Source organism: Salimicrobium flavidum (genome assembly GCF_900156645.1).
Taxonomy (GTDB): domain Bacteria; phylum Bacillota; class Bacilli; order Bacillales; family Halobacillaceae; genus Salimicrobium; species Salimicrobium flavidum.
In genome coordinates, this window is the sequence record NZ_FTOC01000011.1 from 25,325 (window position 1) to 50,224 (window position 24,900).

22 protein-coding genes are annotated in these 24,900 nt (G+C 47.7%); 2 read left to right on the top strand and 20 right to left on the bottom strand.

What is annotated here, in order from left to right; translation table 11 throughout:
* Nucleotides 1–26: 26 nt before the first annotated feature.
* The 4 genes from BW944_RS12745 to BW944_RS12755 form a co-directional block, all read right to left on the bottom strand.
* Nucleotides 27–962, bottom strand: a complete 936-nt coding sequence (locus BW944_RS12745; RefSeq protein WP_076560292.1) for an NADP-dependent oxidoreductase — start codon at nucleotides 960–962, stop codon at nucleotides 27–29.
* Between the two features lie 77 nt (nucleotides 963–1,039).
* A complete protein-coding gene (locus tag BW944_RS12750) occupies nucleotides 1,040–1,681 on the bottom strand; it encodes an O-methyltransferase (RefSeq protein ID WP_076560294.1) in 642 nt (213 codons plus the stop codon).
* Nucleotides 1,682–1,819: a hypothetical protein gene (locus tag BW944_RS15085; RefSeq protein ID WP_159438264.1), complete on the bottom strand. Its 138-nt coding sequence runs from the start codon at nucleotides 1,817–1,819 to the stop codon at nucleotides 1,682–1,684. It abuts the gene before it with no gap.
* A complete protein-coding gene (locus BW944_RS12755; protein WP_076560297.1) occupies nucleotides 1,809–2,174 on the bottom strand; it encodes an RDD family protein in 366 nt (121 codons plus the stop codon). Before BW944_RS12755 ends, BW944_RS15085 begins: the two co-directional genes overlap by 11 nt.
* A gap of 150 nt (nucleotides 2,175–2,324) precedes the next feature.
* On the opposite strand from BW944_RS12755, the gene BW944_RS12760 reads away from it, so the two are divergent.
* Nucleotides 2,325–3,215 carry a fructose bisphosphate aldolase gene (locus tag BW944_RS12760; RefSeq protein ID WP_076560299.1) on the top strand — a complete coding sequence of 297 codons (891 nt, stop codon included), beginning with the start codon at nucleotides 2,325–2,327 and terminating at the stop codon, nucleotides 3,213–3,215.
* A gap of 181 nt (nucleotides 3,216–3,396) precedes the next feature.
* On the opposite strand, the gene BW944_RS12765 is transcribed toward BW944_RS12760, so the two are convergent.
* Nucleotides 3,397–4,158: an SDR family NAD(P)-dependent oxidoreductase gene (locus BW944_RS12765; protein ID WP_076560301.1), complete on the bottom strand. Its 762-nt coding sequence runs from the start codon at nucleotides 4,156–4,158 to the stop codon at nucleotides 3,397–3,399.
* Between the two features lie 174 nt (nucleotides 4,159–4,332).
* Between BW944_RS12765 and BW944_RS12770 the strand changes: the two genes are divergently transcribed.
* A complete protein-coding gene (locus tag BW944_RS12770) occupies nucleotides 4,333–4,929 on the top strand; it encodes a TetR/AcrR family transcriptional regulator (RefSeq protein ID WP_076560303.1) in 597 nt (198 codons plus the stop codon).
* A 213-nt stretch (nucleotides 4,930–5,142) separates the two neighbouring features.
* On the opposite strand, the gene BW944_RS12775 is transcribed toward BW944_RS12770, so the two are convergent.
* The 15 genes from BW944_RS12775 to BW944_RS12845 form a co-directional block, all read right to left on the bottom strand.
* Nucleotides 5,143–6,660 carry a malate:quinone oxidoreductase gene (locus BW944_RS12775; RefSeq protein ID WP_076560352.1) on the bottom strand — a complete coding sequence of 506 codons (1,518 nt, stop codon included), beginning with the start codon at nucleotides 6,658–6,660 and terminating at the stop codon, nucleotides 5,143–5,145.
* 238 nt (nucleotides 6,661–6,898) lie between these two features.
* Entirely contained in the window at nucleotides 6,899–8,182 is a 1,284-nt protein-coding gene (locus BW944_RS12780; protein WP_076560305.1) for a GntP family permease, read from the bottom strand.
* Between the two features lie 126 nt (nucleotides 8,183–8,308).
* The gene (locus BW944_RS12785; RefSeq protein ID WP_076560308.1) at nucleotides 8,309–9,484 is read right to left on the bottom strand and encodes a thiolase family protein; all 1,176 of its coding nucleotides are present in this window, start codon (nucleotides 9,482–9,484) and stop codon (nucleotides 8,309–8,311) included.
* Nucleotides 9,485–9,502: 18 nt separating this feature from the next.
* Nucleotides 9,503–10,276 carry a 3-hydroxybutyrate dehydrogenase gene (locus BW944_RS12790; RefSeq protein ID WP_076560310.1) on the bottom strand — a complete coding sequence of 258 codons (774 nt, stop codon included), beginning with the start codon at nucleotides 10,274–10,276 and terminating at the stop codon, nucleotides 9,503–9,505.
* A 15-nt stretch (nucleotides 10,277–10,291) separates the two neighbouring features.
* Nucleotides 10,292–10,966: a 3-oxoacid CoA-transferase subunit B gene (locus BW944_RS12795; RefSeq protein ID WP_076560312.1), complete on the bottom strand. Its 675-nt coding sequence runs from the start codon at nucleotides 10,964–10,966 to the stop codon at nucleotides 10,292–10,294.
* 15 nt (nucleotides 10,967–10,981) lie between these two features.
* A complete protein-coding gene (locus BW944_RS12800) occupies nucleotides 10,982–11,677 on the bottom strand; it encodes a CoA transferase subunit A (protein WP_076560314.1) in 696 nt (231 codons plus the stop codon).
* Nucleotides 11,678–11,867: 190 nt separating this feature from the next.
* Nucleotides 11,868–13,226 (bottom strand): sigma-54 interaction domain-containing protein, encoded by a 1,359-nt coding sequence (locus BW944_RS12805; protein WP_084193755.1) that lies wholly within the window; start codon nucleotides 13,224–13,226, stop codon nucleotides 11,868–11,870.
* A 170-nt stretch (nucleotides 13,227–13,396) separates the two neighbouring features.
* Nucleotides 13,397–13,615: a YkvS family protein gene (locus BW944_RS12810; protein ID WP_076560316.1), complete on the bottom strand. Its 219-nt coding sequence runs from the start codon at nucleotides 13,613–13,615 to the stop codon at nucleotides 13,397–13,399.
* 416 nt (nucleotides 13,616–14,031) lie between these two features.
* On the bottom strand, nucleotides 14,032–15,951 hold the full coding sequence (locus BW944_RS12815) for a glycoside hydrolase family 13 protein (RefSeq protein ID WP_076560318.1): 1,920 nt from the start codon (nucleotides 15,949–15,951) through the stop codon (nucleotides 14,032–14,034).
* A gap of 24 nt (nucleotides 15,952–15,975) precedes the next feature.
* Nucleotides 15,976–18,414: a glycogen/starch/alpha-glucan phosphorylase gene (locus BW944_RS12820; protein WP_076560320.1), complete on the bottom strand. Its 2,439-nt coding sequence runs from the start codon at nucleotides 18,412–18,414 to the stop codon at nucleotides 15,976–15,978.
* A 27-nt stretch (nucleotides 18,415–18,441) separates the two neighbouring features.
* Nucleotides 18,442–19,872 carry a glycogen synthase GlgA gene (gene glgA / locus BW944_RS12825; protein ID WP_076560322.1) on the bottom strand — a complete coding sequence of 477 codons (1,431 nt, stop codon included), beginning with the start codon at nucleotides 19,870–19,872 and terminating at the stop codon, nucleotides 18,442–18,444.
* A 71-nt stretch (nucleotides 19,873–19,943) separates the two neighbouring features.
* Nucleotides 19,944–21,050 (bottom strand): glucose-1-phosphate adenylyltransferase subunit GlgD, encoded by a 1,107-nt coding sequence (gene glgD / locus BW944_RS12830; protein WP_076560324.1) that lies wholly within the window; start codon nucleotides 21,048–21,050, stop codon nucleotides 19,944–19,946.
* A 29-nt stretch (nucleotides 21,051–21,079) separates the two neighbouring features.
* Nucleotides 21,080–22,231: a glucose-1-phosphate adenylyltransferase gene (locus tag BW944_RS12835; protein ID WP_076560326.1), complete on the bottom strand. Its 1,152-nt coding sequence runs from the start codon at nucleotides 22,229–22,231 to the stop codon at nucleotides 21,080–21,082.
* A gap of 3 nt (nucleotides 22,232–22,234) precedes the next feature.
* The gene (gene glgB, locus BW944_RS12840) at nucleotides 22,235–24,145 is read right to left on the bottom strand and encodes a 1,4-alpha-glucan branching protein GlgB (protein ID WP_076560328.1); all 1,911 of its coding nucleotides are present in this window, start codon (nucleotides 24,143–24,145) and stop codon (nucleotides 22,235–22,237) included.
* A 362-nt stretch (nucleotides 24,146–24,507) separates the two neighbouring features.
* Nucleotides 24,508–24,858 (bottom strand): DUF3307 domain-containing protein, encoded by a 351-nt coding sequence (locus BW944_RS12845; RefSeq protein ID WP_076560330.1) that lies wholly within the window; start codon nucleotides 24,856–24,858, stop codon nucleotides 24,508–24,510.
* Between the last annotated feature and the right edge of the window lie 42 nt (nucleotides 24,859–24,900).

Consider the following 24,900-nt stretch of genomic DNA (forward strand, 5'->3'; position numbering starts at 1 on the left):
GAGTTTCCCCTGCTCTTCTGGAATTACTACTCGACGTTGATAACGATTTTGCCTTTGGCGTGATGCGTTTCACTCAATCCATGCGCATCCTGCAATCCTTGAGCTGTGAGAGGATAGCGATGGCCGATGTGAGCCTTCACTTTTCCGGATTCCATCAGGTCAGCGATTTCTTTCAGCTGATCGCCGTCCGGCTCGAGCCAGAAGGACGTCGCTTCGATGTTTTTCGCTTTTGCCTTCTCTTCATCCGGCTGACCGGCGATAGTTACGAGACGACCGCCATCTTTCAGGACATCGAAGGCCTTATCGAGGATATCGCCGCCGAGCGTATCGAACACGACATCATAATCGTTCAGCACTTCGGCAAAGTCCTGCTCCGTATAGTCGATCACTTCGTCAGCGCCGAGAGATTTAAGGAAATTTACATTTCTCGTACTTCCGGTCGTTGCGACATAGGCGCCTTTTTCTTTGGCGAACTGGATGGCAAAGGATCCGACACCGCCAGCTCCAGCCTGGATCAGTACTTTTTCACCTTTTTGGACCTTCGTCACATCCGTCAGACACTGCCAAGCAGTGAGTCCGACAAGTGGTGTCGCCGCTCCTTCTTCAAACGTAACGTTCTCCGGAAGCGGAGCCAGCAGGTGTTCAGCGACTACCGTGTACTCGGCATATGTGCCTTTTCTGGTCAGATCGGGGCGGGAGAAAACGCGGTCTCCTTTTTCATAAGAAGTGACTCCCTCGCCGGTTTCTTCTACAATACCGGCTACGTCCCAGCCGAGAATGATCGGAAATTCGAAATCGAGCATCTGCTGAAGATACCCTTCCCGCAGTTTCCAGTCGATCGGGTTGATGGAAGTGGCTTTCACCTGTACGAGCACTTCCCCTTTTCCAGGCTTCGGTGTTTCTATTTCCTGTTCCGTCAGTTGTTCTTTATGACCATATTCGTTAATTACGATAGCTTTCATTTCATTCACTCCTTTTTAAGTAGGACTCTATATTGAAAATTAGAGCAAACACTCGCCAAAGTCAAAAGTCCTGCACTTTACCTCTTTTTCACCCGACTGACAGTCAGCCCGTCTCCGATCGGTATGAGTATGGACTCAAGCTCCGGATGGTCAGCGACCAGCTGGTTGAATTTTCTCATGTCTTCGGTGTAGCTTTTCGGTTCCACGCTTTCATCCGCCACACTCCCCCGGGCAAGCACGTTATCCGCCACAATGATCGCTCCCGACTTGGCTATAGGAAGGCAGCCTTCCAGGTAATTCGCATAATTCCCTTTGTCGGCATCTATGAAGAAAAAGTCGAACCGCTCCTCCCTTGCCTGGAGCGTTTCCATCCCCTCGAGCGCCGGCCCGGTGAGATAAGATACCTGAGAGCCGAAACCCGCTTTTTTCAGGTTTTCTCTGGCCACTTCCGCAAATGATTCTTTCAGCTCAAGCGATACCAGTTCTCCTCTGTCCCCGAAGCCGCGGGCAAGACAGATGCCGCTGTACCCTCCGAGGGCTCCGATTTCCAGTACTTTTTCCGCTCCGTTCATCTGTACGAGCATCGTCAGCAGTTTGCCGGCGGAGGGGGACACCGAAATCTCCGGCATCCCGTGCTCCGTGATGGACCGCTTCACTTCTTCCAGTACGTCGTCTTCCGGTTGAAACACGTGATCGATATAGTCATTGACTATTTTCATTCATTCCCCTCCTCTGTTGAATAATAGGTCATCCATCTTTTTTTGTGCCGGCTCAGGAAGCGTGCGGTAAACAAGCCCCCTGCAAGCCATATCCATGACTCCTGCCAAAAGCAGAAGCACACCAATTCTATACATCATTATATTCACCCTTTTCCCATACTATTGTTCCTGCGGCTATGTCATACAAGTTCTGCGACCGCAACACTGCTATCCGGAATCCTTTTTCATCTGTGACACGGAGTCCCATCTTTCTTTTTCCCCATGTCGCCTGGTGGGCAGAGGCTTCCATCAGACAAAAATACAGAACCACCGGAAGCGTCAGAAAAAAGAATCCCGTGCCCTGCGCGACGAGAGGAGAATGAGAAAATAAACCTGTGAAAAATCCCCGGAATAGCATCGACGCTCCGCCGAGCACCACGATTCCGTAAATAAGTATGAGCACATAATCCAGAAAAAAAGCAAAAATTCTTTTTTGAAATGCCGCTCCCTTCAAAACCGCTTCCCCTCCCCTCGCAACGCCTGCTGATTTCAGTATACTACATAAAGGAAACGCTTACTTTCACCGGAAAGTTTCGAACCGCTTCATGAGTGCAGAGTAGCGTGTTATAATCAAGGGAGGATTACTAAAGAAGGAGTGAATAGAATGAATCAACAGCAGTATGAACAAATGAAAAATAGTGGCGGCTTCATCGCAGCACTGGACCAAAGTGGCGGAAGTACACCGAAAGCACTTGCTGCATATGGCGTAGCTGAGGACCAGTATTCCAACGAGGAAGAAATGTTCAACCTTGTACATGAAATGAGAACACGCATCATTACATCTCCTGCATTCAGTTCCGACAAAATCATCGGTTCGATCCTTTTCGAACAGACGATGGACAGTAAAATCGAAGGACAGTACACAGGTGACTATCTCGCTTCTATAGGCATCGTCCCTTTCCTTAAGATCGACAGCGGTCTTGCAGAGAAAACTAACGGCGTACAGCTGATGAAGCCGATCAAAGACCTCGATGAAAAACTTCGTCGCGGCAACGAGCGTAACATCTTCGGTACGAAAGAGCGTTCTGTCGTTCATGAGCCTAACCAGGAAGGTATCAAAGAACTCGTGAAGCAGCAGTTCGAAGTAGCTGAAAAAGTATTGAGCTATGACATGGTACCGATTGTCGAGCCTGAAGTGGACATCGACAGCTCGGACAAAGTGAAATCCGAAGAGATTCTTAAAGTAGAACTTAAGAAATATCTCGATGAGCTCCCGGAAGGTAAGAACGTTATGCTCAAACTTACTATTCCTACAAACGCTAATACGTACAAAGAGCTTACCGGACACCCGCGTGTCCTTCGTGTAGTAGCTCTTTCCGGCGGGTATTCCCGTGACGAAGCGAACGCGAAACTCAAAGAAAACGACAACATGATCGCAAGCTTCTCCCGTGCGCTCGTTACAGACGTAAACGTGAAGCAGTCCGATGAAGAGTTCAACGCTACTCTTCAAAAAGCAGTAGATTCTATCTACGACGCTTCTGTTAATAAAAAATAAGTAAGATACAAAAAACCTGTCCTTCCCGGACAGGTTTTTTAGTCTATAACGCGGTATGAGGACGTTTCGGACTTTTGTGCGGACCTTCTCCACAGTTATGCGGACCTGTACGGCTTTTATGAGGACATTTCCACCAAAAGTGAGGACCTTCACGAATTTGTGAAGGTCCTCTTTTTCTTTTTTAGTTAGGGTTCATACCACCGTCGATCGTGTAGTGACTGCTGGTGATATAGGAAGCTTTATCAGAAGCAAGAAACAGCACAAGGTTCGCGATTTCTTCTGCTTCCGCATAGCGGCCCATGGGAATCGCAGCTGATTGCTGTTCTTTAGCTGCTTCGGCATTGTCAGGGTTCATTCCTTTTTCAATCGAACGCATCATATTTGTATCAACCGGTGCCGGGCAGACGGAATTGACGCGGATTCCTTTATCTAAAGCTTCAAGCGCAGCTGTTTTCGTTAGACCGATAACCGCGTGTTTCGACGCGATGTATGGTGACATCCCCGGAGCTCCGATTAGACCTGCAACGGATGCCGTGTTCACTATGGCGCCTCCACCATTCTTCTCCATAACAGGCATGACGTGCTTCAGCCCATGGAAGACACCTTTCACATTGACACCAAGCACAGCATCCACATCGCTGCTTTCCTGCTCGGTGATCATGGCGAATTTTCCGTCGATGCCGGCGTTGTTAAAGAAGACATCAATGCCACCGAGCTTGTCTTCTGCTTCTTTAACGTACCCTTTCACATCGTCTTCTTTTGTAACGTCCGCTTTGAACGTATACACATCGCCGCTAAGATCATTTTTCACATCTTTGAGTGCATCTTCATTCATGTCTACGAGTAGCACTTTTGCACCTTCATCAAGAAACTGTGTGGCTACCGCTTTTCCGATACCGCCTGCGCCTCCGGTAATTACGACTGCTTTGCCTTTAAAACTCATAAAAAACCACCTCTCTATTGAAAAAATAGTTAATTCTTATTCCTTCAAAAGTAACCGCTTACAATTCAAGCTTATATGATGAGAAAGGAAACTACAATGTGCAATAATGTACATAGTGTTCCTTATTGGACACAAAACGCTTATCTGTTGAATAAAAGTTGGGAGGTTCCTCATATGACAAGCCATTATCCGGACAAACGGGTCCAGCGGACGAAAGTAAATCTGCAGGATGCACTCATTACCCTTCTTGAAGAAAAAGAATTAGCTACAATCCATATTACGGAAATTACGGAACTGGCAAATTACAATAGAGGCACCTTTTACACCCACTATGACTCGAAAGAAGAATTGCTCGATGAAACGATTGATGACCTGCTGACGGAGATGGAAAATTACTTCCGTTCCCCCTATTCAGGCAGCACAGTCATTGATCTGTACGATTTCGACCCGACTTCCCTCACACTCTTCGATCACTTTCAGGAAAAAGAGAAATACTACAAAACTCTGCTTCACAAAAACACGAACTGGCGGTTCCGGGAAAAAATGAGTGATCGTCTTGAGATAATGTTCCGCCAGGAGTTCGATTTCTCGATCGAGGAGGACCCATCCATCGATTTATCACTCTTCCGCACGTATCGCATTCATGGAATCATCGGTTTGATCCTGAACTGGATCGAACAGGACTTCGAACCGTCCGCCGAGTACATGAAAGAGCAGTTGATTTACATCCTCCGCTTCCATACCCCGACGATCCAGGTGCGTAAAAATTAAATTGATTTGCGCGACGTTCACGGAGGTGAGTCTTCCCTCAACTTCCCGGTAAGTGCCCGTTGCCCCCGGTCACACGGTTGTTTGACTGTTGACCGTCGCAATTTACACAAAAACGAGACAATCAGCCCTCTGCACCACTTCCGAAAGTCGCACAAACAACTCTGCCCAAAAGAAAAACCCTCTCCCGGCCCACAAGCCGGAAGAGGGATCTGATCAGGTAGCGCTCGTTTCTTTGCGTCCTACGAGATTCAATGTTTTTGTCGTATATTCCTGTATTTCATCAATCAGCTGCGGATCATCCGCAAGCGTCACGCCGTACGACGGTACCATTTCTTTGATTTTCGGTTCCCATTCCTGTAAACGTTCCGGGAAACATGCTCCCATCAGATCGAACATGATCGATACAGCTGTGGACGCACCCGGAGAAGCTCCGAGAAGTGCTGCAATCGAACCGTCTCCTGCTGTTACAAGTTCCGTTCCGAACTGAAGGGTGCCTTTCCCTTCTTCATCCGTATCTTTCAACACCTGCACGCGCTGACCGGCTGTCACCAGTTCCCAGTCATCTGCTTTCGCATCAGGAACGAATTCGCGTAACGCTTCTACGCGCTGTTCTTTCGACAAGAGAACCTGCTGGATCAGATACTTCGTCAGCGGCATGTTTTTCGCTCCTGCCGCTACCATCGTCACCAGGTTATCCCGCTTCACGGAAGAAAGGAGATCCATAAGCGAGCCCGTCTTCTGGAATTTCGGAGAGAAACCTGCGAACGGTCCGAACAGCAGCGTTTCCTTTCCATCGATGAAGCGCGTGTCCAGGTGAGGCACGGACATCGGCGGCGCTCCGACCGGTGCTTTGCTGTAAACCTTTCCGCGGTGCTGCTTCACCACTTCCGGATTATCGCAAACGAGGAACTGCCCGCTGACCGGGAATCCACCGAATCCCTGGCCTTCCGGGACGCCGGATTTCTGAAGAAGGTGGAGACTTCCTCCGCCGCCTCCGATGAATACAAACGGCGCCTGGTGATGTTCGATACGTCCTTCGTTCTGATTATTAACCTGAACTTCCCAGCCCCCGTCTTCTGTACGAACGAGATCGGTGACTTCCTGATTGTAGCTGATGTCCACGTTCCCGGTGCTTGCGTGATCGAAAAGTACGCTTGTAAGCACGCCGAAATTGACATCCGTCCCGGAATCGATTTTCGTAGCGGCTACCGCCTCGCTTTCCGGACGATCTTTCATCATGAGCGGCATCCATTTTTGAAGCGTTTCGCGGTCTTGTGCATACTTCATTCCTTCAAATAAAGGGTGCGCTGTCATTTTTTCGAAGCGCTTTCTCAGAAAATCTACATGATCCTCTCCGCGTACGAAACTGATATGCGGAACCGGCTGGATGAATGACTGCGGATTGTTGATGAGTCCCCGTTCCACCAGATAAGACCAGAACTGCTTGGAAACTTCATATTTTTCGTTGATGCTTATGGCCTTGCTGATATCCACCGAACCGTCTTCCTGTTCCTTCGTATAGTTCAGTTCACACAAAGCGGCGTGCCCTGTGCCCGCGTTATTCCATACGTTAGAGCCTTCTTTTCCCGGCTGGTCGAGCCGTTCGAATACTTTGATATTCCACTCCGGAGCCAGCTCCTTCAGCATGGCAGCCAACGTCGCACTCATGATACCGGCACCGATCAAAATAACGTCTGTTTTCGTATGCTGTTTACTCATATCTTCGATCATACTCCCTATGTAATGAAGAAAAGATGTAACGCTTTCAAAAACGCCTTGAAAGAACATACATCTTTCCCTGTATATTTTTATTCCATAAACAGTTTACCACTATTACCAGTAAAATTAAATAATCCAAATTTGAAACCCTTTCATAAGAAAAGCAGAGAAGTCCGCTTAGAAGTTCCGGCCTAAGCAGACCGGGCAGACAAAACAGAAAGCGTCCAAGTGAATACCCGGACGCTCCTTCTTACAAAATACCGATTGAATTCAATAGAATGACGACTGCCACGGAAATGATCGGGATAAGAATAGCCACTACGAAAATATCGCGGTAACTATCCTTATGTGTCATTCCGGTAATAGCGAAAAGCGTAAGTACTGCTCCGTTATGCGGAAGAGCATCCAACCCTCCGGAAGAAAGAGACGCAACCCTGTGGAAAGCCTCAGGGCTGATCCCGGTTTCCATAGCTATCTCATAATATTTGGAACCGAGAGCTTCCAGGGCGATCCCCATCCCGCCGGATGCAGAACCGGTTGCTCCGGCAAGAATGTTTACAGCAACCGCTTCTGAGATAAGCGGGTTTCCTTTCACTCCCATCAACAACTCCGTCAAACGCTCAAAACCCGGAACTTCTCTCACAACAGTCCCGAATCCGACTGCCGCACTCGTGTTGATGATTGCGAGAACCGAACCGCTTGCCCCTTTATTCATAGATGGGACGAACTTTGCGTATTTCGCGACATTCAACAGCATAATCAAAACGATTCCCGAGATCAGCGCCGTAACGATATCCCACTTCAACAGATTTAGCGTTAGCAACACTGTCAAAAGAGGCAGGATTGATAAGAAGAAAGGAGGGACCTTATCGTCTTCTTTCAATTCTTCCTTTCCTTCAGGTTCAATGAACGTTTCTCCATTGTCCCGGAGCTTCTGTTCTCTCTTACGTAAGTATAAATATCCTCCGACTGCCATAATGATGCCGGCTATAACTCCCATAACAGGTGCCGCCATGGCGTCTGTCTCAAAATACTCTATCGGGATGAGGTTCTGTATCTGCGGCGAACCCGGCAGCGCTGTCATAGTAAATGTAAAAGCTCCCAGTGCTACAGTAGCAGGTATAAGCTTTCTGCTGATGTCAGCTTCACGGAACAAAGACAAAGCCAAAGGGTAGACAGCGAACACTACAACGAAAAGACTTACCCCTCCATAAGTCAAAACAGCTGCCGATACAAGCACACCGAGAATCGCACGTTTCGTTCCGATGACCTTCGTAAAGGCAACCGCGACGGAGCGTGCCATTCCTGTATCCTCCATCAATTTACCGAAAATAGCGCCGAGCATGAAGACAGGAAACCACGACTTTGCAAAGTTGACGAAGCCTCCCATATACGTATCTTTATACGCATCCAGTATATCAAGGCCTCCCGTGAGGGCTACGACACCTGCAGCAATCGGAGCAACCCAGATAATAGACCAGCCGATATAAGCGAGTGTCATCAAAACGATAAGGCCCAGTAAAATTCCAAACATTGTATTACTCCTCTCCTATTTCATCTCTTGAAGTTCGTCCCTTTACGCAAGACTCTGTCCATGTTTTCGTTGCTGCCACAAGCCATCAGTTTGAACAGAGTCTTGCGATAATAGGGTCTATACCGTTCACACTTCCACAAGCATGGCGATTCCCTGTCCTCCGCCGATACATAAGGACGCGATTCCGTACGTCAGTCCGCGGTTCTTCAACTCTCTGATAAGGGTATAAAGGACGCGGGTACCGCTTGCACCGACCGGGTGTCCGAGAGCGATCGCACCACCATTCACATTGACTTTCTCCCTGTCCAGTCCGAGTTCTTTTTCCACTGCGAGGTATTGAGCTGCGAACGCTTCATTCACTTCAATCAGATCGATATCCTCCAAAGCCATTCCTGTTTTCTCGAGAACCTGACGAATAGCAGGGACCGGACCTATGCCCATAATAGAAGGATCCACTCCGGCAACGCTCCAGCCATGGATTTTTGCAATCGCATCTTTCCCTTGAGCAGTTACATAATCTTCAGAGGCGACAACGACCGCCCCCGCGCCATCATTGATCCCACTCGCATTACCACCGGTGACGGTTCCATCTTTTTGGAAAGCCGGTTTCAACTTTCCAAGTGTTTCGACAGTCGTATCTTCCCGGATATGTTCATCAGTATCTACAACGTTCGTGCCTTTTCTCGTCTTTATTTCAACGGGAGCGATTTCTTCAGAAAAACGTCCTTCCCTCGTTGCTTTTACAGCACGCTGGTTACTGAGAGCAGCGTACTCGTCCTGTTGTTCACGGCTGATTCCGTATTTCTTCGAAAGATTTTCCGCCGTTACTCCCATATCGATGCCGGCATATTCATCTGTGAGTGCTGCCCACAACATGTCATCGAGCTTCGGAGGCTGAAGTTTGGTTCCGAAACGACTGCCGTGGAGAGCGAAAGGAGCAAGGCTCATGCTGTCTACGCCTCCTGCAAGAGCTATGTGACCTTCTCCGAGCTGAATGGATTGGGCCGCCGAAACGATTGATTGGAGACCTGATCCGCACAGACGGTTCACCGCAAAAGCCGGGCCCTCCATACCCACCCCAGTTTCCAAAGCGATATGTCTGGCTAAATAAGGAGCGTTTTTGGATGAATGGATAACATTTCCCATCACCGTGTATTCGATATCCTCTGCTTTCACGCCACTTCTTGCAATAGCTTCTTTACTTGCCGTAACACCGAGGTGAGTTGGGTTCACATCTTTCAGGGCACCTCCGAAACTTCCAAAAGGAGTGCGTGCTCCTTCCAATATATATACGGGCTTCATCTGTATTCTCTCCTTTCCTTATTGAGCGGTATATCCACCATCAATGACGACTGCCTGTCCGGTTACTCCTTTGGCCTTATCACTGGCCAGAAACAGAGCATAGTCCGCCACTTCCTGCACGGTTAAAAGTCTTTTCTGAGGAACGAGAGGATAAATGACATCCTCGAGCACACTTTCTAAAGACTTATTACGGTTTTCCGCCAGGTCTTCGAGCTGATTTCGTACAAGCGGCGTGTCCACGTACCCTGGGCACAAAGCGTTTACCGTAATCCCGTGCTCCGCCCCTTCAAGTGCTGTAACTTTCGTAAGACCGATTACGCCATGTTTCGAACTGTTGTAAGCAGCTTTCCCTGCGAATCCGACAAGTCCGTTTATCGAGGCCATGTTCAAAATCCGGCCGCTTCCCTGCTTTTTCATAATGGGGAATGCGTGCTTGATGGACATGAACGGAGCAACCAGCATCACCCTGTTGATCAATTCGAATTTCTCCGTCGGAAAATCTTCGATCGAAGCAACGTGCTGCAACCCGGCGTTATTAATCAGTACATCCAGGCGTCCATATACTTCTACGACATGATCGATTGCTCCCTGGATCTGGTCTTCCTTCGTCACATCACAAATGATACCTTCGCTTTCGAACCCTTTCTCTTTCAGGGTCTCTGCCGCTTCTTTGACTTTCCCTTCGTTAATATCACTGAGGACGACAGTCGCACCTTCTCTCGCGAAAACCTCCCCGACTTCATAACCGATGCCACTGGCTGCCCCTGTTATAAAAACGATTTGTCCCTTCATAACTGACTCCTCCTATCAATAACTTTTTTCAAGCAGGGACTCGCTGATGATCAGAGGTGCTCCCGTGCTTTCCTTGATTTCTTCTACCGTGAATCCTTCTGCGACTTCTGTAAGGACGAGCCCTTTATCCGTAACATCGATGACGGCACGGTCTGTCACTATCCGATCCACGACTCCCCTGCCGGTTAGCGGTAACGTACATTCTTTCAATATTTTCGGTGTACCGTGTTTACTGACGTGATTCATAATGATCACGATTTTTTTCGCACCATGGACAATATCCATAGCTCCGCCCATTCCTTTGATCACCTTCCCGGGGATCATCCAATTAGCGAGATCCCCATTCTCTGCGACTTCCATCCCGCCAAGAATGGCTAGATCCAAGTGTTCCCCGCGGATCATAGCGAACGATTCGGCACTGCTGCAATAAGAGGCACTGATCGAAGCCGTCACCGTCTCTTTTCCTGCATTGATCAGATCAGGGTCCACTTCCCCCTCATGTGGAGAACGTCCTATCCCGAGCAGTCCATTTTCTGACTGTAGGACCATTTTTTTATCTTCCTGGATATGATTCGCTACCATCGTCGGCATACCGATACCCAAATTTACATAGAAACCGCTTTCAATTTCACGTTCAGCTCTTTTCGCTATTTTTTCTCTTTGCAATGCTTTATCCTGTTGCACACTCATGTCCAAACCTCCTTTTTATGCTTTCTGACGGATCGTCAGACGCTCTATACGTTTCTCCTGTTTGCCTTCGATGAGACTTTGCACATAGATCCCAGGTGTATGGATCTGGTCTCCATCCATCTCACCCTCCTCCACTAACTCTTCCACTTCCGCAATCGTCACCTTGCCGGCAGCTGCTATTTCAGGGTTGAAGTTCCGGGCTGTCTTATTATAGATAAGGTTTCCGAAGCTGTCTCCTTTCGCAGCACGTACAAGACTCACATCAGCTGTGAGGGCTTCCTGCAGTAAGTATTCCTGTCCGTCGAATTCACGTACTTCTTTTCCTTCAGCAATCGGCGTCCCGACACCAGCCGGCGTATAAAAAGCAGGAATGCCTGCTCCTCCGGCACGAATCCGCTCTGCGAGAGACCCCTGGGGAGTCAGCTCCACTTCCAATTCCCCTTGCAGCACCTGACGTTCGAATTCTTTGTTCTCACCAACATAAGAGCCAATCATTTTATCAATCTGTTTATTTTCCAGTAATAGTCCAAGACCCCAATCATCGACTCCGCAATTGTTGGAAATAACGGTCAGATGCTTAGCACCGGATCCGGCGATGGCGAGAATAAGGTTCTCCGGAATCCCTACCAGTCCGAACCCTCCTACCATAATCGTCGAGTAATCTTCGATTTGATTCACTGCATCATCAAATTGTGTATATATCTTTTTCATGTTGCCCACTCCCTTCTTCCTTATATATGCAAGATTCGTGCCAACTTTTCACGCCCGCCTTATCAACCCTTGGACCGGGGTATTTTCCGGAATTGCGGAAACGCTTACAAAAACTATTTTAAGAACCCTTTCATAACCATAAAAAAACCATTCTGGAATTGCGGAAAATGTTCCGTATTTCCGGAATGGTTTATATCCCATATTTTTTAGCTTTTTCATATAGACTCGTCTTCCCTATGCCGAGACGCCTGGCAGCTTCCACCTTATCCCCTTCTGTACGTCCGAGGGTCTGTTCAATCGTTTCTTTCTCGACCCGTTCCAGAATCCCTTTCAGATCTTCTTGCTTCACGAGCGATGACGACCTGATATGAGAAGGGATATTCCTGATTTCAATATTCTCTCCTTCTGTCAGTTGAACCGCCGATTCTATCGTGTTTTCGAGTTCTCTGATATTCCCCGGCCACATGTAACCCTCAAGCACTTCAAATACTGCTTCCGATATTCCATGAATCCTTTTGCCGGTATTTTTATCTGCTTTGGTAAGCATATACCTGGCCAGAAGACGTATGTCCTCCGGGCGTTCCCGGAGAGGCGGGATGTCGATGGAAATAACATTGATTCGGTAATAGAGGTCTTCACGAAATTTCTGCTCCTTGATCAGCTCTTCAAGAGGCTGATTCGTAGCCGCCACCACCCGGACATTCACCGTCTGCGTGGATTCGGCTCCCAAGGCTTCCACTTCCCCTTCCTGAAGAGCCCTGAGGATTTTCACCTGGGCATGCAGCGGCATATCCCCGATTTCATCGAGAAAAAGGGTTCCCCCATCCGCAAGCTGGAATTTCCCTTCTTTCCCGCCTTTTTTAGCTCCTGTGAAAGCTCCTTCTACATAACCGAACAGCTCCGCTTCGAATAATTGCTCAGGAATCGCTGCGCAGTTAACCTTCACGAACGTGTTCATACTCCGTTCACTCAAGTTATGAAGGCTATGCGCAAATAATTCTTTCCCCGTCCCGCTTTCTCCTCTGAGCAATACAGAAACGTCTCCTGTCGCTGTCTTCTTCACGGTTTCCTTCACATCCATCATCTTCGGAGAATGCGAAATGATATCATGAAGAGAATAAACCGCCCCGGTCTTCTGATTGAACTTCCGTCTGTACGATTCGAGTTCGAGCAACAGTTCTTTTACGTTACTGTTCATGATTTTCCACTCGTCTGTATCTCGGAACAGAACCATGCCGAGCGCTCCGACCAGTCTCCCGTCCGCCCAGAGAGGAATACGGTTCGCGATCATATAATCCCCGCGTATATATTGAAGATCAGCGACTTCTTCCTGACCGGTTTCTACAACTATATGCATGCGGCTATTTTCTATAATTTCTGTCACATGACGTCCGACTGCCAGTTTCCTATCTATATCAAGGAAACCCGCATATCCCTGATTCAAATAAGTGATGACCCCTTTTTCATCGACGATGACGAAACAATGATCCGTATTCCCGAAAAGCGTTTCAAACACATTATTATTCTGTTCATCGAACACCGGTAACATAGCATCCCTCTTTTAATAACGTTTTCTAAAAGTTTATCACTTTCCTTACAGATGACCAAATACCGGAGGGTTCCGATCTTTTGACGAACGTTCAAAACAAAAAAACCTGCCGTAATGATTTTCCCGGCAGGTGTACATTCATTTTTTCATGTGTACCGGAGCACTTACGTTCACGAAGAACGGGAGATGATCCGATAATTGCTATGATTTACACAGGTAAGATAGGAGGAGTTCTCCCGCTCCGGAAGTTTCTCCATGACTCTCAAGTCCACAATAACCGAATTTGCACACCCCGATGGCACCACTTTTCCGGTCCACGTTTCGTTTTTCCGTGTAAACGTTACGATATCTCCGATTTGAGCCAGTTGACTCTCATTGATCGTCGTCATCTATACGTCTCCCCTTCTGTCATTTTTTATAATTTTAAATGGGAGCGTTTTCAAAATCAAGTAAAAACTTATCAAAATACCGGAAAAAGTAAAAAGAAAAAGAAATATCCTTTTTCTGATATATATGTACCGGAGACTATGTATATGTATAGACTTCCTGATCAAGGAGAAAGAATATTCCCCCATGCCAACGAAGTATGGAATATGCATAACGCTTATACAGTAGGAGGTGGTATGCGGGGTATTCAAAAAGAAACCCTGGTACAGGAAGACCCAGCGACGGCTTAAGAAATTGTCAGACAGGAGACCGGTCTTCCATGGATTATGTAAATATCCATGCGTAGCCCGGCGTAATGCAAAAAGGCACACCGTTTGCAGGTGCGCCTTTTGTTCTCGTATCGTTTGTTCCTTTACAATTAATGCATATGCCGGAGCAGCATGCTTTCAGACGGACCTAATTTCACCTTCAGCTCGCCCTCTTTCGCCTTGAAGACGCGCTTTTTATTCTCCATGTGCTGCCACTTCCCTTTTTTCACCCTTACCGTAACTTTCCGGTCTTCACTGAAATGGCGGTTGAACAGATAAATCATATGTTCCTCACCCGCACTTCCGCCGAAATTGTCGACGCCGTTTTCAGTCCACCGTTCAAAGGAATATACGTCCTGGTGAGGGGAATGAGATTTCCAGTAGCCGGTACGTAACGCCGAATGCTCGCGGCGCCATTTCCCTATTTTCTTATACCAATCTACGAGACTGTCATCTTCCCGGCCCCATGGATAAGGCTTACGGTTGTCCGGGTCCTCGCCGCCGGTCAGCCCGGCCTCATCCCCGTAATAAAGCGAAGGTACTCCCGGAAACGTATAGAGCCACAAGCTGAGTGCTTTCACCTGGGCATCCACGATGGCCGCTTTATTATACACTCCCATATCTTCCGGCAAAAATAAGTCGAGCATCGTCTTGACCCGTTCCACGTCATGGCTCGATAACATGTTCATCAGTGCATAGAAGTAATGCTTCGGATAGTGTTCGCTTAGCGTCAACAATCGTCGTTCGACGTCCGCGGCATCAGCACCCCCGTTCATGAAAGCCAGCATCAGCCCTCTTAACGGATAGTTCATCACCGAATCCAACACACCCCCAAGCAGATAATCTCTCCGCTTGCCGTGGCCGATTTTTGTCGTGGCATCTTCCCATACTTCTCCCAGCAGAACACTGGACGCATCTTCTTTTTTCAACTGCTGGTAGATTTGTTTGATCATATCATCGGTCAGTTCATCGGCAACATCAAGGCGCCAATGCTTTAGCCCGTGTTTTTGCCAATACTTGATCACACTATCATCTTCATGGATGAGGAAGTCACGGTAGCTTTCGTCGTCTTTATCGACGGTAGGAAGTGTGCCGACGCCCCACCATGATTCATATTTATCCGGATGGTTATGGAACATGTACCAGGAATAATAAGGCGATTCTTTCGATTGATAGGCGCCCAGGGAATCATACTGGTCGCGTTGGTTGAAGTAGATACTGTTGCTACCGGTATGGTTGAAGACACCATCCAGCATAATTTCAATGCCGCGCTCCTTCGCTTTCCGGGTCAGTTCCGCTAAATCTTCATTACTGCCAAGCAACTGATCGACCTTGTGATAATCGCCTGTGTCATATCGGTGGTTGCTTTCTGCTTCAAAAACGGGGTTCAGGTAGATCACCGTGACCCCGAGCGACTCGATGTAATCGAGTTTTTCCATGATCCCCCGGATATTCCCGCCGAAGAAATCCCAGCGGACGACCGCACCATGTTCATCCCGGATATAAAACGGATCATTTTCCCAATGGCTGTGCATCAGACTGGTCGCCGGAGCTTTTGCAAGGTCACGTCCCCCTGCTGCATAGAAGCGATCGGGGAAAATCTGATAGATGGTCCCATGCTTCCACCACGTCGGTGTTTCGTAGGCAGGATCATATACAGTGATCTGCCAGGAGGGCGGCACCTGCTCATAAATGACACCTGCCCCGCTTTCTTCGATCTGCCGTCGTCCGTAGAAAAATTCGCCATCCTCAAGCTTAATTTCAAAATAATACCAGACCAGCTGGGGTTCTTCCGGCATGACGATGGTCGTCTCATATCCGAAAAACTGATGCTGGTCTGCATATATGTCCATTTCCTGCGTCTCTTCTTTATCCGTTTTATCCAAAATGTAATGAAGGATGACGCTTGAAATACTGTAGTGATTATGGATATCGATGGTTAGTGTGACATTCGATCCCTTCGGTGCAGCGCCGAAGGGATCGCGATATTGTAATTGAAAGCTGTCATGATAAACGTCATTCGATTTCATACTGCGTCCTCCCCCCTTCATCGATCACTTCACCATGTTCCCCGGTCCGATTCGCCAGATGTCCGACGCGTATTCCTGAATGGTACGGTCACTCGAAAATTTTCCAGCATGAGCGATATTGATCAGACACTTCCTGTTCCAGACCTGTTTATCCCGGTAATCGAAGTCGATCTGCTGCTGAGCAGCGACATAAGCTCTGAAATCTTTCAGCACAAAAAATTCATCGTTATGGTGCACGAGCGAATCGTAGATTTCCTGAAACTCCGTATCGCCTTTTGAAAAAGGACTGTAATGAATCAGCTGATCAACAGTTTGTCGGACAATGTCGTCTGTTTCGTAAATCTGCTTCGCCGAGTAGCCGCCGGACCGATAATATTCCAGAACTTCCTCTGAGCTTAACCCGAATGTGTAAATATTGTCACTACCGACAAGCTCGTGAATCTCCACGTTGGCGCCATCCATCGTTCCAAGCGTCACGGCTCCGTTCATCATCAGTTTCATGTTACCCGTACCGGAAGCTTCCTTGCTTGCCGTGGAAATCTGTTCACTGACATCGGCTGCGGGGATGATTCGTTCCGCAAGGGAAACTGAATAATTCTCCAAAAAAACGACTTTAAGCTTTCCGCTTACTACTGGATCATTATTCACCACATCAGCTATCGTATTGATCAGCTTGATGATTTTCTTGGCATAATGGTAGCTTTGTGCCGCTTTCGCTCCGAAAATGAACGTCCTCGGCGTCATATCGAGGGATGGATCCATTTTGATTCTGTTATACAGATGCATGATATGAAGGGCATTCAGGAGCTGACGCTTATACCCATGCAGACGCTTAATATGGACATCAAAGATCGATTGAGGGTCAAGGGTGATGCCTTTTGTCGCGTATACCCAGGAAGCGAAGGCTTCTTTGTTCTGTTGCTTAATTGTCTGGATCCGCTCCAACACCTCTCTATCGTCCTGATAGGCAAGCAGATCCGTCAGCCGCCCGGGGTCATCGATCCAGTGTTCACCGATCGTGTCTGTAATAAGATCAGCCAGAGGGTTATTGGCATGCATCAGCCAGCGTCTGTGGGTAATGCCGTTCGTCTTGTTGTTGAATCGATCCGGAAACGTATCGTGAAAAATTTTCATTTCCCGCTTCTTCAGAATCTCCGTATGCAGCTTTGCCACTCCATTGATGCTATGACTGCCAACAATCGATAGATGTGCCATTTTCACCTGGCCATCAGCAATAATAGCAAGTTCGGCGATCCGATCGAATTCTCCGGGATATTGCTCCCATAACGATTGGCAGAACCGCTCGTTGATTTCTTCTATGATCATGAAAATCCGTGGCAGCAACGACCGGACCATATCGACAGGCCACGATTCGAGCGCCTCACTGAGAGTCGTATGGTTGGTGTAGGAAACGGAGGCTGTGGTGATCTCCCACGCTTCTTCCCATCCCATCTGTTTGTCATCCATCAAAATCCGCATCAGTTCCGGTATGACCATCGCCGGATGGGTGTCATTGATATGAAGCGCTACTTTTTCAAGAAACGCAGTCCAGGGGAGCCCCAGCTGTTCAAAAGTACGCACAGCGCTCTGCACTCCCGCCGAAACCAGAAAGTATTCCTGTTTCAATCTTAGCCGTTTTCCTTCTTCGTGGGAGTCATCGGGATACAGGAATTCCGATATCTCTTCCAGGGAGCGCTTATGGTGAAGGAAATTTCCGAATTCCTCCTGCTTTGCCGCTTTCCTGATCGTATCATCCATGTTGGCTTCCACGGACCAGAGACGCAGCGTGTTAATGGTTTCATTATTGTAACCGATAACCGGTACATCGTAAGGAATGGCCTGGACCTGTTCATAATCATGATGGTCAAAATGAAGACCCCCCTCCTCATCCTCACTCGATGATACATGGCCGCGGAATCGTACCTCTACAGCTTCTTCCGGCCGGCGTATCTCCCAGACGAATTCACGGGACAACCATAAATCAGGTAATTCGACCTGATTGCCATCGATGAACTGCTGATCGAACATCCCGTATTTATAACGGATTCCATAGCCATGACCGGCAAGACCCAACGAGGCAAGCGAATCCAGAAAACAGGCGGCCAGCCTGCCGAGGCCCCCGTTGCCAAGTCCTGCATCGCTTTCTTCTTCCTCCACTCGATTCAGGTCGAATCCTAAGTCCTGCAAACCTTCCGAGACGATACCGAGCATCTTCATGTTCAACAGATTATTCCCCAACAACCTTCCGATCAGAAACTCCATCGAAAAATAGTACACCTGTTTTTCTTTATTTTGTACATAACGTTGATCGGTAGCCAACCATTTTTTTCCGATCTTTTCACGTAAGAGTGAACCAAGAGCTCTATAAGCATCCACCTCTGTAGCGGTTTTGACTGTCTTGCTGAGCTCAGCTTCGAGCTTCTGGGAAAATGCCTGCTTGAATTCCTCTTTATCGCTGAACATTTATGTTCTCCTCCAATTTATCGAGCCCTATTCCATAGCCTGCGTATACACTTCAAGATACTGGCGTGCAGAATATTTCCAGGGAAATAGACTTTTCGTAATATTTTTAATGAGCGGTTTCCACAACTCTTTATCCTGATACAATTCCAGAGAGCGTCGGATGGTGAAAAGCATATCATGGGCGTTGTAATTCGCAAATGAGAAGCCGTTCCCTTGCCCGGTCTGTTCATTGTACGGCTGTACAGTATCAGCAAGACCTCCTGTTTCCCGGACGATAGGGACAGACAGGTAGCGTAATGCGATCAATTGTCCGATGCCGCACGGTTCGAACCTCGACGGCATCAGGAAGAGATCACTCGCTGCATACACTTGACGGGAAAAGGATTCACTGAAGAAAATATTCGCGGACATCTTCGATGGATACTTCGACTGCGCCCACCCGAACATATGTTCATAATCGCTGTCACCCGTCCCCAATACAACGAGCTGGATATCTTCCGTATCCAGCAGTTCATCAATGACCCTGGCAATCAAATCGAACCCTTTCTGCTCCACAAGCCGTGAAACGATGCCGATCATCGGCACGTCGCTCCGCACCGGCAGACCCAGTTCTTTTTGCAGCCAGAGTTTATTATGGCATTTTTTCGTAAGAGAACTTCGGTAGGGGAAAGCGAGCGCTTCATCATTCATCGGATCATAATCTTTGATATTGATTCCATTTACGATGCCGGACAGCCGGCCCGACTTGCTCCGCAACACTCCGTCCAGGTTTTCCCCGTAGTAAGGGGTCTGAATCTCCTTTGCATACGTTTCACTGACCGTGGTGATATAGTTAGCGAAGTTCAACGCCCCCTTCATGAAGTTGATGTCTCCGTAAAACTCCAGCCCTTCCGGGGACATCATACGCTCGTCCAACTCCATCAAGTCATATAGAACTTCTGACGAGAAAATCCCCTGGTATTTCAGATTATGGATGGTGAAGACCGTTTTCATATCCTGAAAGACAGGGTGCTCTTTGTAATGGGTGTGAAGGAACACAGGGATCAATCCCGTCTGCCAGTCATGGCAATGGATGAGATCAGGTGTCCAATCCAGCTCCTTGATCATTTCCATTACGGCACGGTTGAAAAACACGAACCGTTCCGCTTCATCTTCGTACCCATACAAATTCGAGCGCTTGAAATAATATTCATTATCAATAAAATAGACGGTTACGCCGTTATGTTCGATGGTCTCGATACCGGCATACTGGTTACGCCAGCCGAGCGTCACGTTCAATTCCATCAGATGATTCATTTCTGTTTTCCATTCATCACTGATTTCCTCGTATTTCGGAAGGACGATTCGTACGTCCTCCCCCTGCTCCTGCAGTGCCTGCGGAAGCGACCCCAGTACATCTGCAAGCCCGCCCGTTTTGATGAATGGGGTACATTCGGACCCTGTCATCAATATTTTCATCCTGTTCACTCCTTTCTACCTGTTCATTTCATCACATGCAGATATAAGGGCCTTTTGCTTACAGAAGATCCTTACATGGAAACCCGTTTCGCCACGACAAAAGGCTTCTCAGGAGCTCCGACCAGCGTACGGCTGTCAGAAATATGACAGCTCTTATCCAAAATGACGTTTTCCAAGACCGCATTGCTGTCGATTTCACAGCGCTGCATAATGATCGAGTTTTTGACCACTGCTCCTTTGCCCACTTTTACTCCCCGGAACAAAATACTGTCTTCCACATGCCCCTCAATGACACATCCATTGGCCACCAGAGCGTTCGTCACTTTCGAACTTTCCGAATACTTTGTCGGAGGCTCATTTTTCACCTTCGTGAAAATAGGTGTTTCTTCTTTGAACAGATCTTCATGATCAATCTCATTCAGCAGTCTCTTACTATGACGATAGTAGCTTTCGATCGAATTGATCAGTGCATGCGTTCCTTCGTATTCATACGCATGAACGTGGATGTTCGGCAACTGTGCTTTGATGCCGTCGAGGAACAGGTGGGAACAGCCGTGAGCGATGCAATCTTCCACCATCTCATATAGATATTCCTTTTTCAGAATGAACATGTCCATATAAACATTATCTCCGCGTTGGTCGTTATTGATATCCGTAACACGGCCACTTTCATCGATAGCCAGTTTATGGGTCCGCTTATGCTCGGGATGAAGCTCCTCCACTTTTTTATAAACGACTGTCACATCTGCCCCCGAGTCTTTGTGCTCCTCCAATACATCGCGGAAGTTGATGTTACAGATATTCTGTGTCCCTGAGACGACGACATAGTCTGCAAGCGTACGGGTGATGAAATCGATATTGTTATGAAAATGCTGGAGATCGCCTTTTGAAATATCTGTCGGGTCGTTCCAGTCTGGGGGAAGGATAAACAGCCCCCCCTCTTTACGATCCAAATCCCAGGCTTTCCCCTGCTCCAGATGATCCATCAGTGACCGGTACTTTCTTCTGGCGAAAACAGCGATCGAACCGATTCGGGAATTGCTCATATTGGAGATGGTGAAATCGATCATTCGGTAGCGTCCGGCAAATGGAACAGCGGCACTGCACCGGAAATACGTCAGTTCATCTAATACATCCTGCTCATGGTCCAAATTAATGATTCCAGCTATACGGTCCATCGATTAGCCCCCTTCTATTTTATGCAAAGTTATAAATAACTTTTTGCGATAACGCTATCTTCATCTGCAACTAATGTAATATCGCTGTCAGGTGAGGTGTCGCCGATGACCTCCCCGTCTTCGATGACGCTCTCGGCAGAGATGATTGCCCGGTTGATGGTGACATTCTTTCCGATTTCAGCTCCCGCCATGATGACCGAGTCACGTATGATCGAACCTTTCTGGACATGCACTCCACCGAAGATGACGGAATGATCGATGGTGCCATGAATATGACACCCTTCACTAATCAGCGAGTTGTGTACAACCGCTTCGTGAGCGATATACTGAGGAGGCTGGTTCTGATTTTTCGAATAGATGCGCCAGGAGCGGTCATTCAGGTCGAGTTCAGAGGAATCTTCCAGCAAATCCATATTGGCTTCCCACAAACTCGCGACCGTCCCGACGTCCTTCCAGTAGCCGTCGAAGGTGTAGGCCATCATCTTCCTGTCGTCTCCGAGCATCGCCGGGATGATATCTTTTCCGAAGTCATGGGAAGAATCCTCAGCTCCGGCATCATCAATCAGGAAGCGTTTCAAGGCGTCCCAACGGAAAATGTATACACCCATCGAAGCTAAATTACTCTTTGGATGTTCCGGCTTTTCATCGAATTCCATAATCACACCCTCGTCGTTGGTGTTCATCAGACCGAACCGGCTCGCTTCCTTCCACGGAACTTCTATGACTGAAATGGTCGCATCTGCGCCGCTTGCCTTGTGATAATCAAGCATATCGCCGTAATCCATTTTGTAGATATGGTCTCCGGAGAGAATAAGTACATGATCCGGGTCATATTGATTGAGGAATTTGATATTCCGATAAATGGCATTGGCGGTTCCCGTATACCATCCTCCTCCTTCTTCCGACTGGACGTATGGTGGCAGCACGGAAACGCCGCCGTATTTACGATCAAGGTCCCAGGCACTTCCAATGCCGATGTAGCTATTCAGAATCAATGGTTCGTACTGGGTGAGCACCCCTACCGTATCAATGCCTGAGTTGGTACAGTTGCTCAATGGAAAATCAATGATCCGGTACTTCCCGCCAAAGTAAACGGCAGGTTTTGCAATCTGCTTCGTGAGTGATTTCAGCCTCGTTCCCTGACCCCCGGCCAAAAGCATTGCTACACATTCTTTTTTCATGATTTACTCCCCCTTCGATCCATCGGTTTTTTTCCAAAAAGTTACCGCAAGCGGTGGTATCGTCATTTTGATATGATGTTCCTGCCCTTGCCATGGTTCCGGAGTAGATGATGCTTTCAGTCCATTCCGCTGTCCGGAGCCCCCAAAATGTTCCGCATCACTATTGAATATTTCCTCGAATTCTCCAGGGTGTGGAACACCGACTTTGTAGTCGTGATAAACGACCGGAGTAAAATTGCACACAACCAGAACTTGATCTTTCGGGTTCCGGCTGCACCGTATAAATGAGAGGACACTCTGCTCAAAATTATGGGGATCGATCCACGAGAACCCATCTTCATGATGGTCCAATTCCCATAATGCCGGCATGTCTTTGTAGAATTGATGCAGTTGCTTCACAAAGCTCAGTGTCGAGTCGTGGGAATCATACTCCAGCAAATCCCAGTCGAGCTCCCCTATGTCTTTCCATTCATCGAATTGACCGAATTCCGAGCCCATGAACAAAAGCTTTTTACCGGGATGGGCGTACATGAATGCCAGAAAAGCCCGCAGGTTTGCAAACTTCTGCCAGTAGTCTCCCGGCATCTTGTTCAACAATGATTTCTTACCATGGACTACTTCATCATGAGAGATAGGGAGGACGAAATTCTCGGAAAAAGCATAGAACAACGAAAACGTAATGAGGTTATGATTGTATTTACGGAACACCGGATCCATTTCCATATAACGGAGCATATCGTTCATCCAGCCCATGTTCCATTTATAGTTGAAACCGAGACCGCCGATATAAGTCGGTGCACTGACGAGTGGATAGGACGTAGATTCCTCTGCCATCATCAATACGTTCGGGACTTCTTCAAAAATCGCTTCATTCATCTTTTTGATGAACGCGATCGCTTCGAGATTCTCCCTTCCTCCATGCTCGTTCGGTTCCCATTCATCGTTTTCTTTACCGAAATCAAGGTAAAGCATGCTGGCTACCGCATCGACTCGCAAACCGTCGAGGTGGAACTCCTTCAGCCAATAAATCGCATTGGAAATGAGAAAGCTCTGTACTTCTTCGCGCCCGAAGTCGAATGTTAACGTCCCCCATTGCGGCTTCTCCGCTTTCAATTCATTCGCGTATTCATAGAGGGCCTCTCCGTCAAACCGGCGCAGGCCGTGCGCATCTTTACAGAAGTGACCCGGGACCCAGTCCAGAATGACACCAAGTCCATGCTGGTGGCACTGATCGACGAAGTAACGGAAATCATCCGGTGTTCCATAGCGGGACGTGACCGCATAATAACCTGTAATCTGATAGCCCCACGAGCGATCGAAAGGATGCTCCGTTATCGGAAGCAGTTCGATATGGGTATAGCCCAGTTCTTTTACGTAGGGAATGATTTCATCTGCATAATCCCGGTAATTGTAATAGACTTCCGGTTCGACATTCTTCCATGATCCTAAATGCAGTTCATAGATGGACATAGGCGATTCATAGACATTCATCTCGTCGCGGCGCTTCATCCATAAATCATCGTTCCATCGGTAATTGTTATCCAGAGGATAAACAACCGAGGCGGTATCCGGCCGCAACTCACTGGAAAAGGCATAAGGATCTGCCTTCAGCTGCAGATGTCCGTGGGGAGTGAGTATTTCATACTTATAAATCTCCCCTTTTTCAAGATGAGGGATGAAGGTATGCCAGATTCCATTTTCGTTCCATTTCTTCATCGGATGTTCCCTGCCATCCCAATCGTTGAAGTCCCCTACCACACTGACCTGCCTGGCATTCGGTGCCCAGACCATGAACCTGGTACCAGTGTTTCCATTCTGTGTATCTCCATGTGCCCCGAGAAGTTCATAGCTGTATCGGAGGTTCCCCTGATGGAATAAATAAACGTCATGCTCTAAAGCGGTAAAATCTGACAATCTACCACTACCCTTCTGATTGGTTTCAAACCCGTACAAGTAATCTTATAATACTAGCATATAAGGTTCTAAACACGATTACAATTATTTTTATGCTAATTTTCTGATATTTTTTGCCGAAATTATTGGCTCTGTTAAAGCCTGTTGCCCGTTTTCAACGCTTCAGGCGGACGCTTTCCGCGGGCAACGCTTCAGTCTCCTCGTTTCACTGCGGGGTCTTCATCCGTTGCTGTTCCCGCTGGAGTCGCCGCCTGCCTCTATCCAGATAGATCAAACAACCAGTCCCCTCCGAATATTCAACATATTTCTTCCCTGGAGATCACTAACAACTGCCTCTTTTTTGACGATAATAAACACAATGACTACAGTTGATAATGCAACACGATCGCCAGTATCAAAATATGAAAAACCTGATCGACCATAATACATAGCCATCCGAGTTCAGGATCTCTGTTTCGCATAATCGTCCGGCTCCACCAGGCGACAAACGTCCGACGATCAAGAATTACATGCGTTATCCAGATGAAGGCGAACCCCCAGCCACCTACCTCTACTTCTCCCCACAGAGAAGCGAGAAGGATGAAAAATGTGTATACTGTAGAATGGACGAGAAGTGCCGATAATCGTTCCGCTTTATGTACAGCCATCCACTTCGTCTGGAAAAGATAATCTCCGAACAGATGACCGATCAGCATATAGCTGAATGGACTCATGAAACCAGTCCTCCTAAATTGAAATTTCGCACTTTTTTCCTG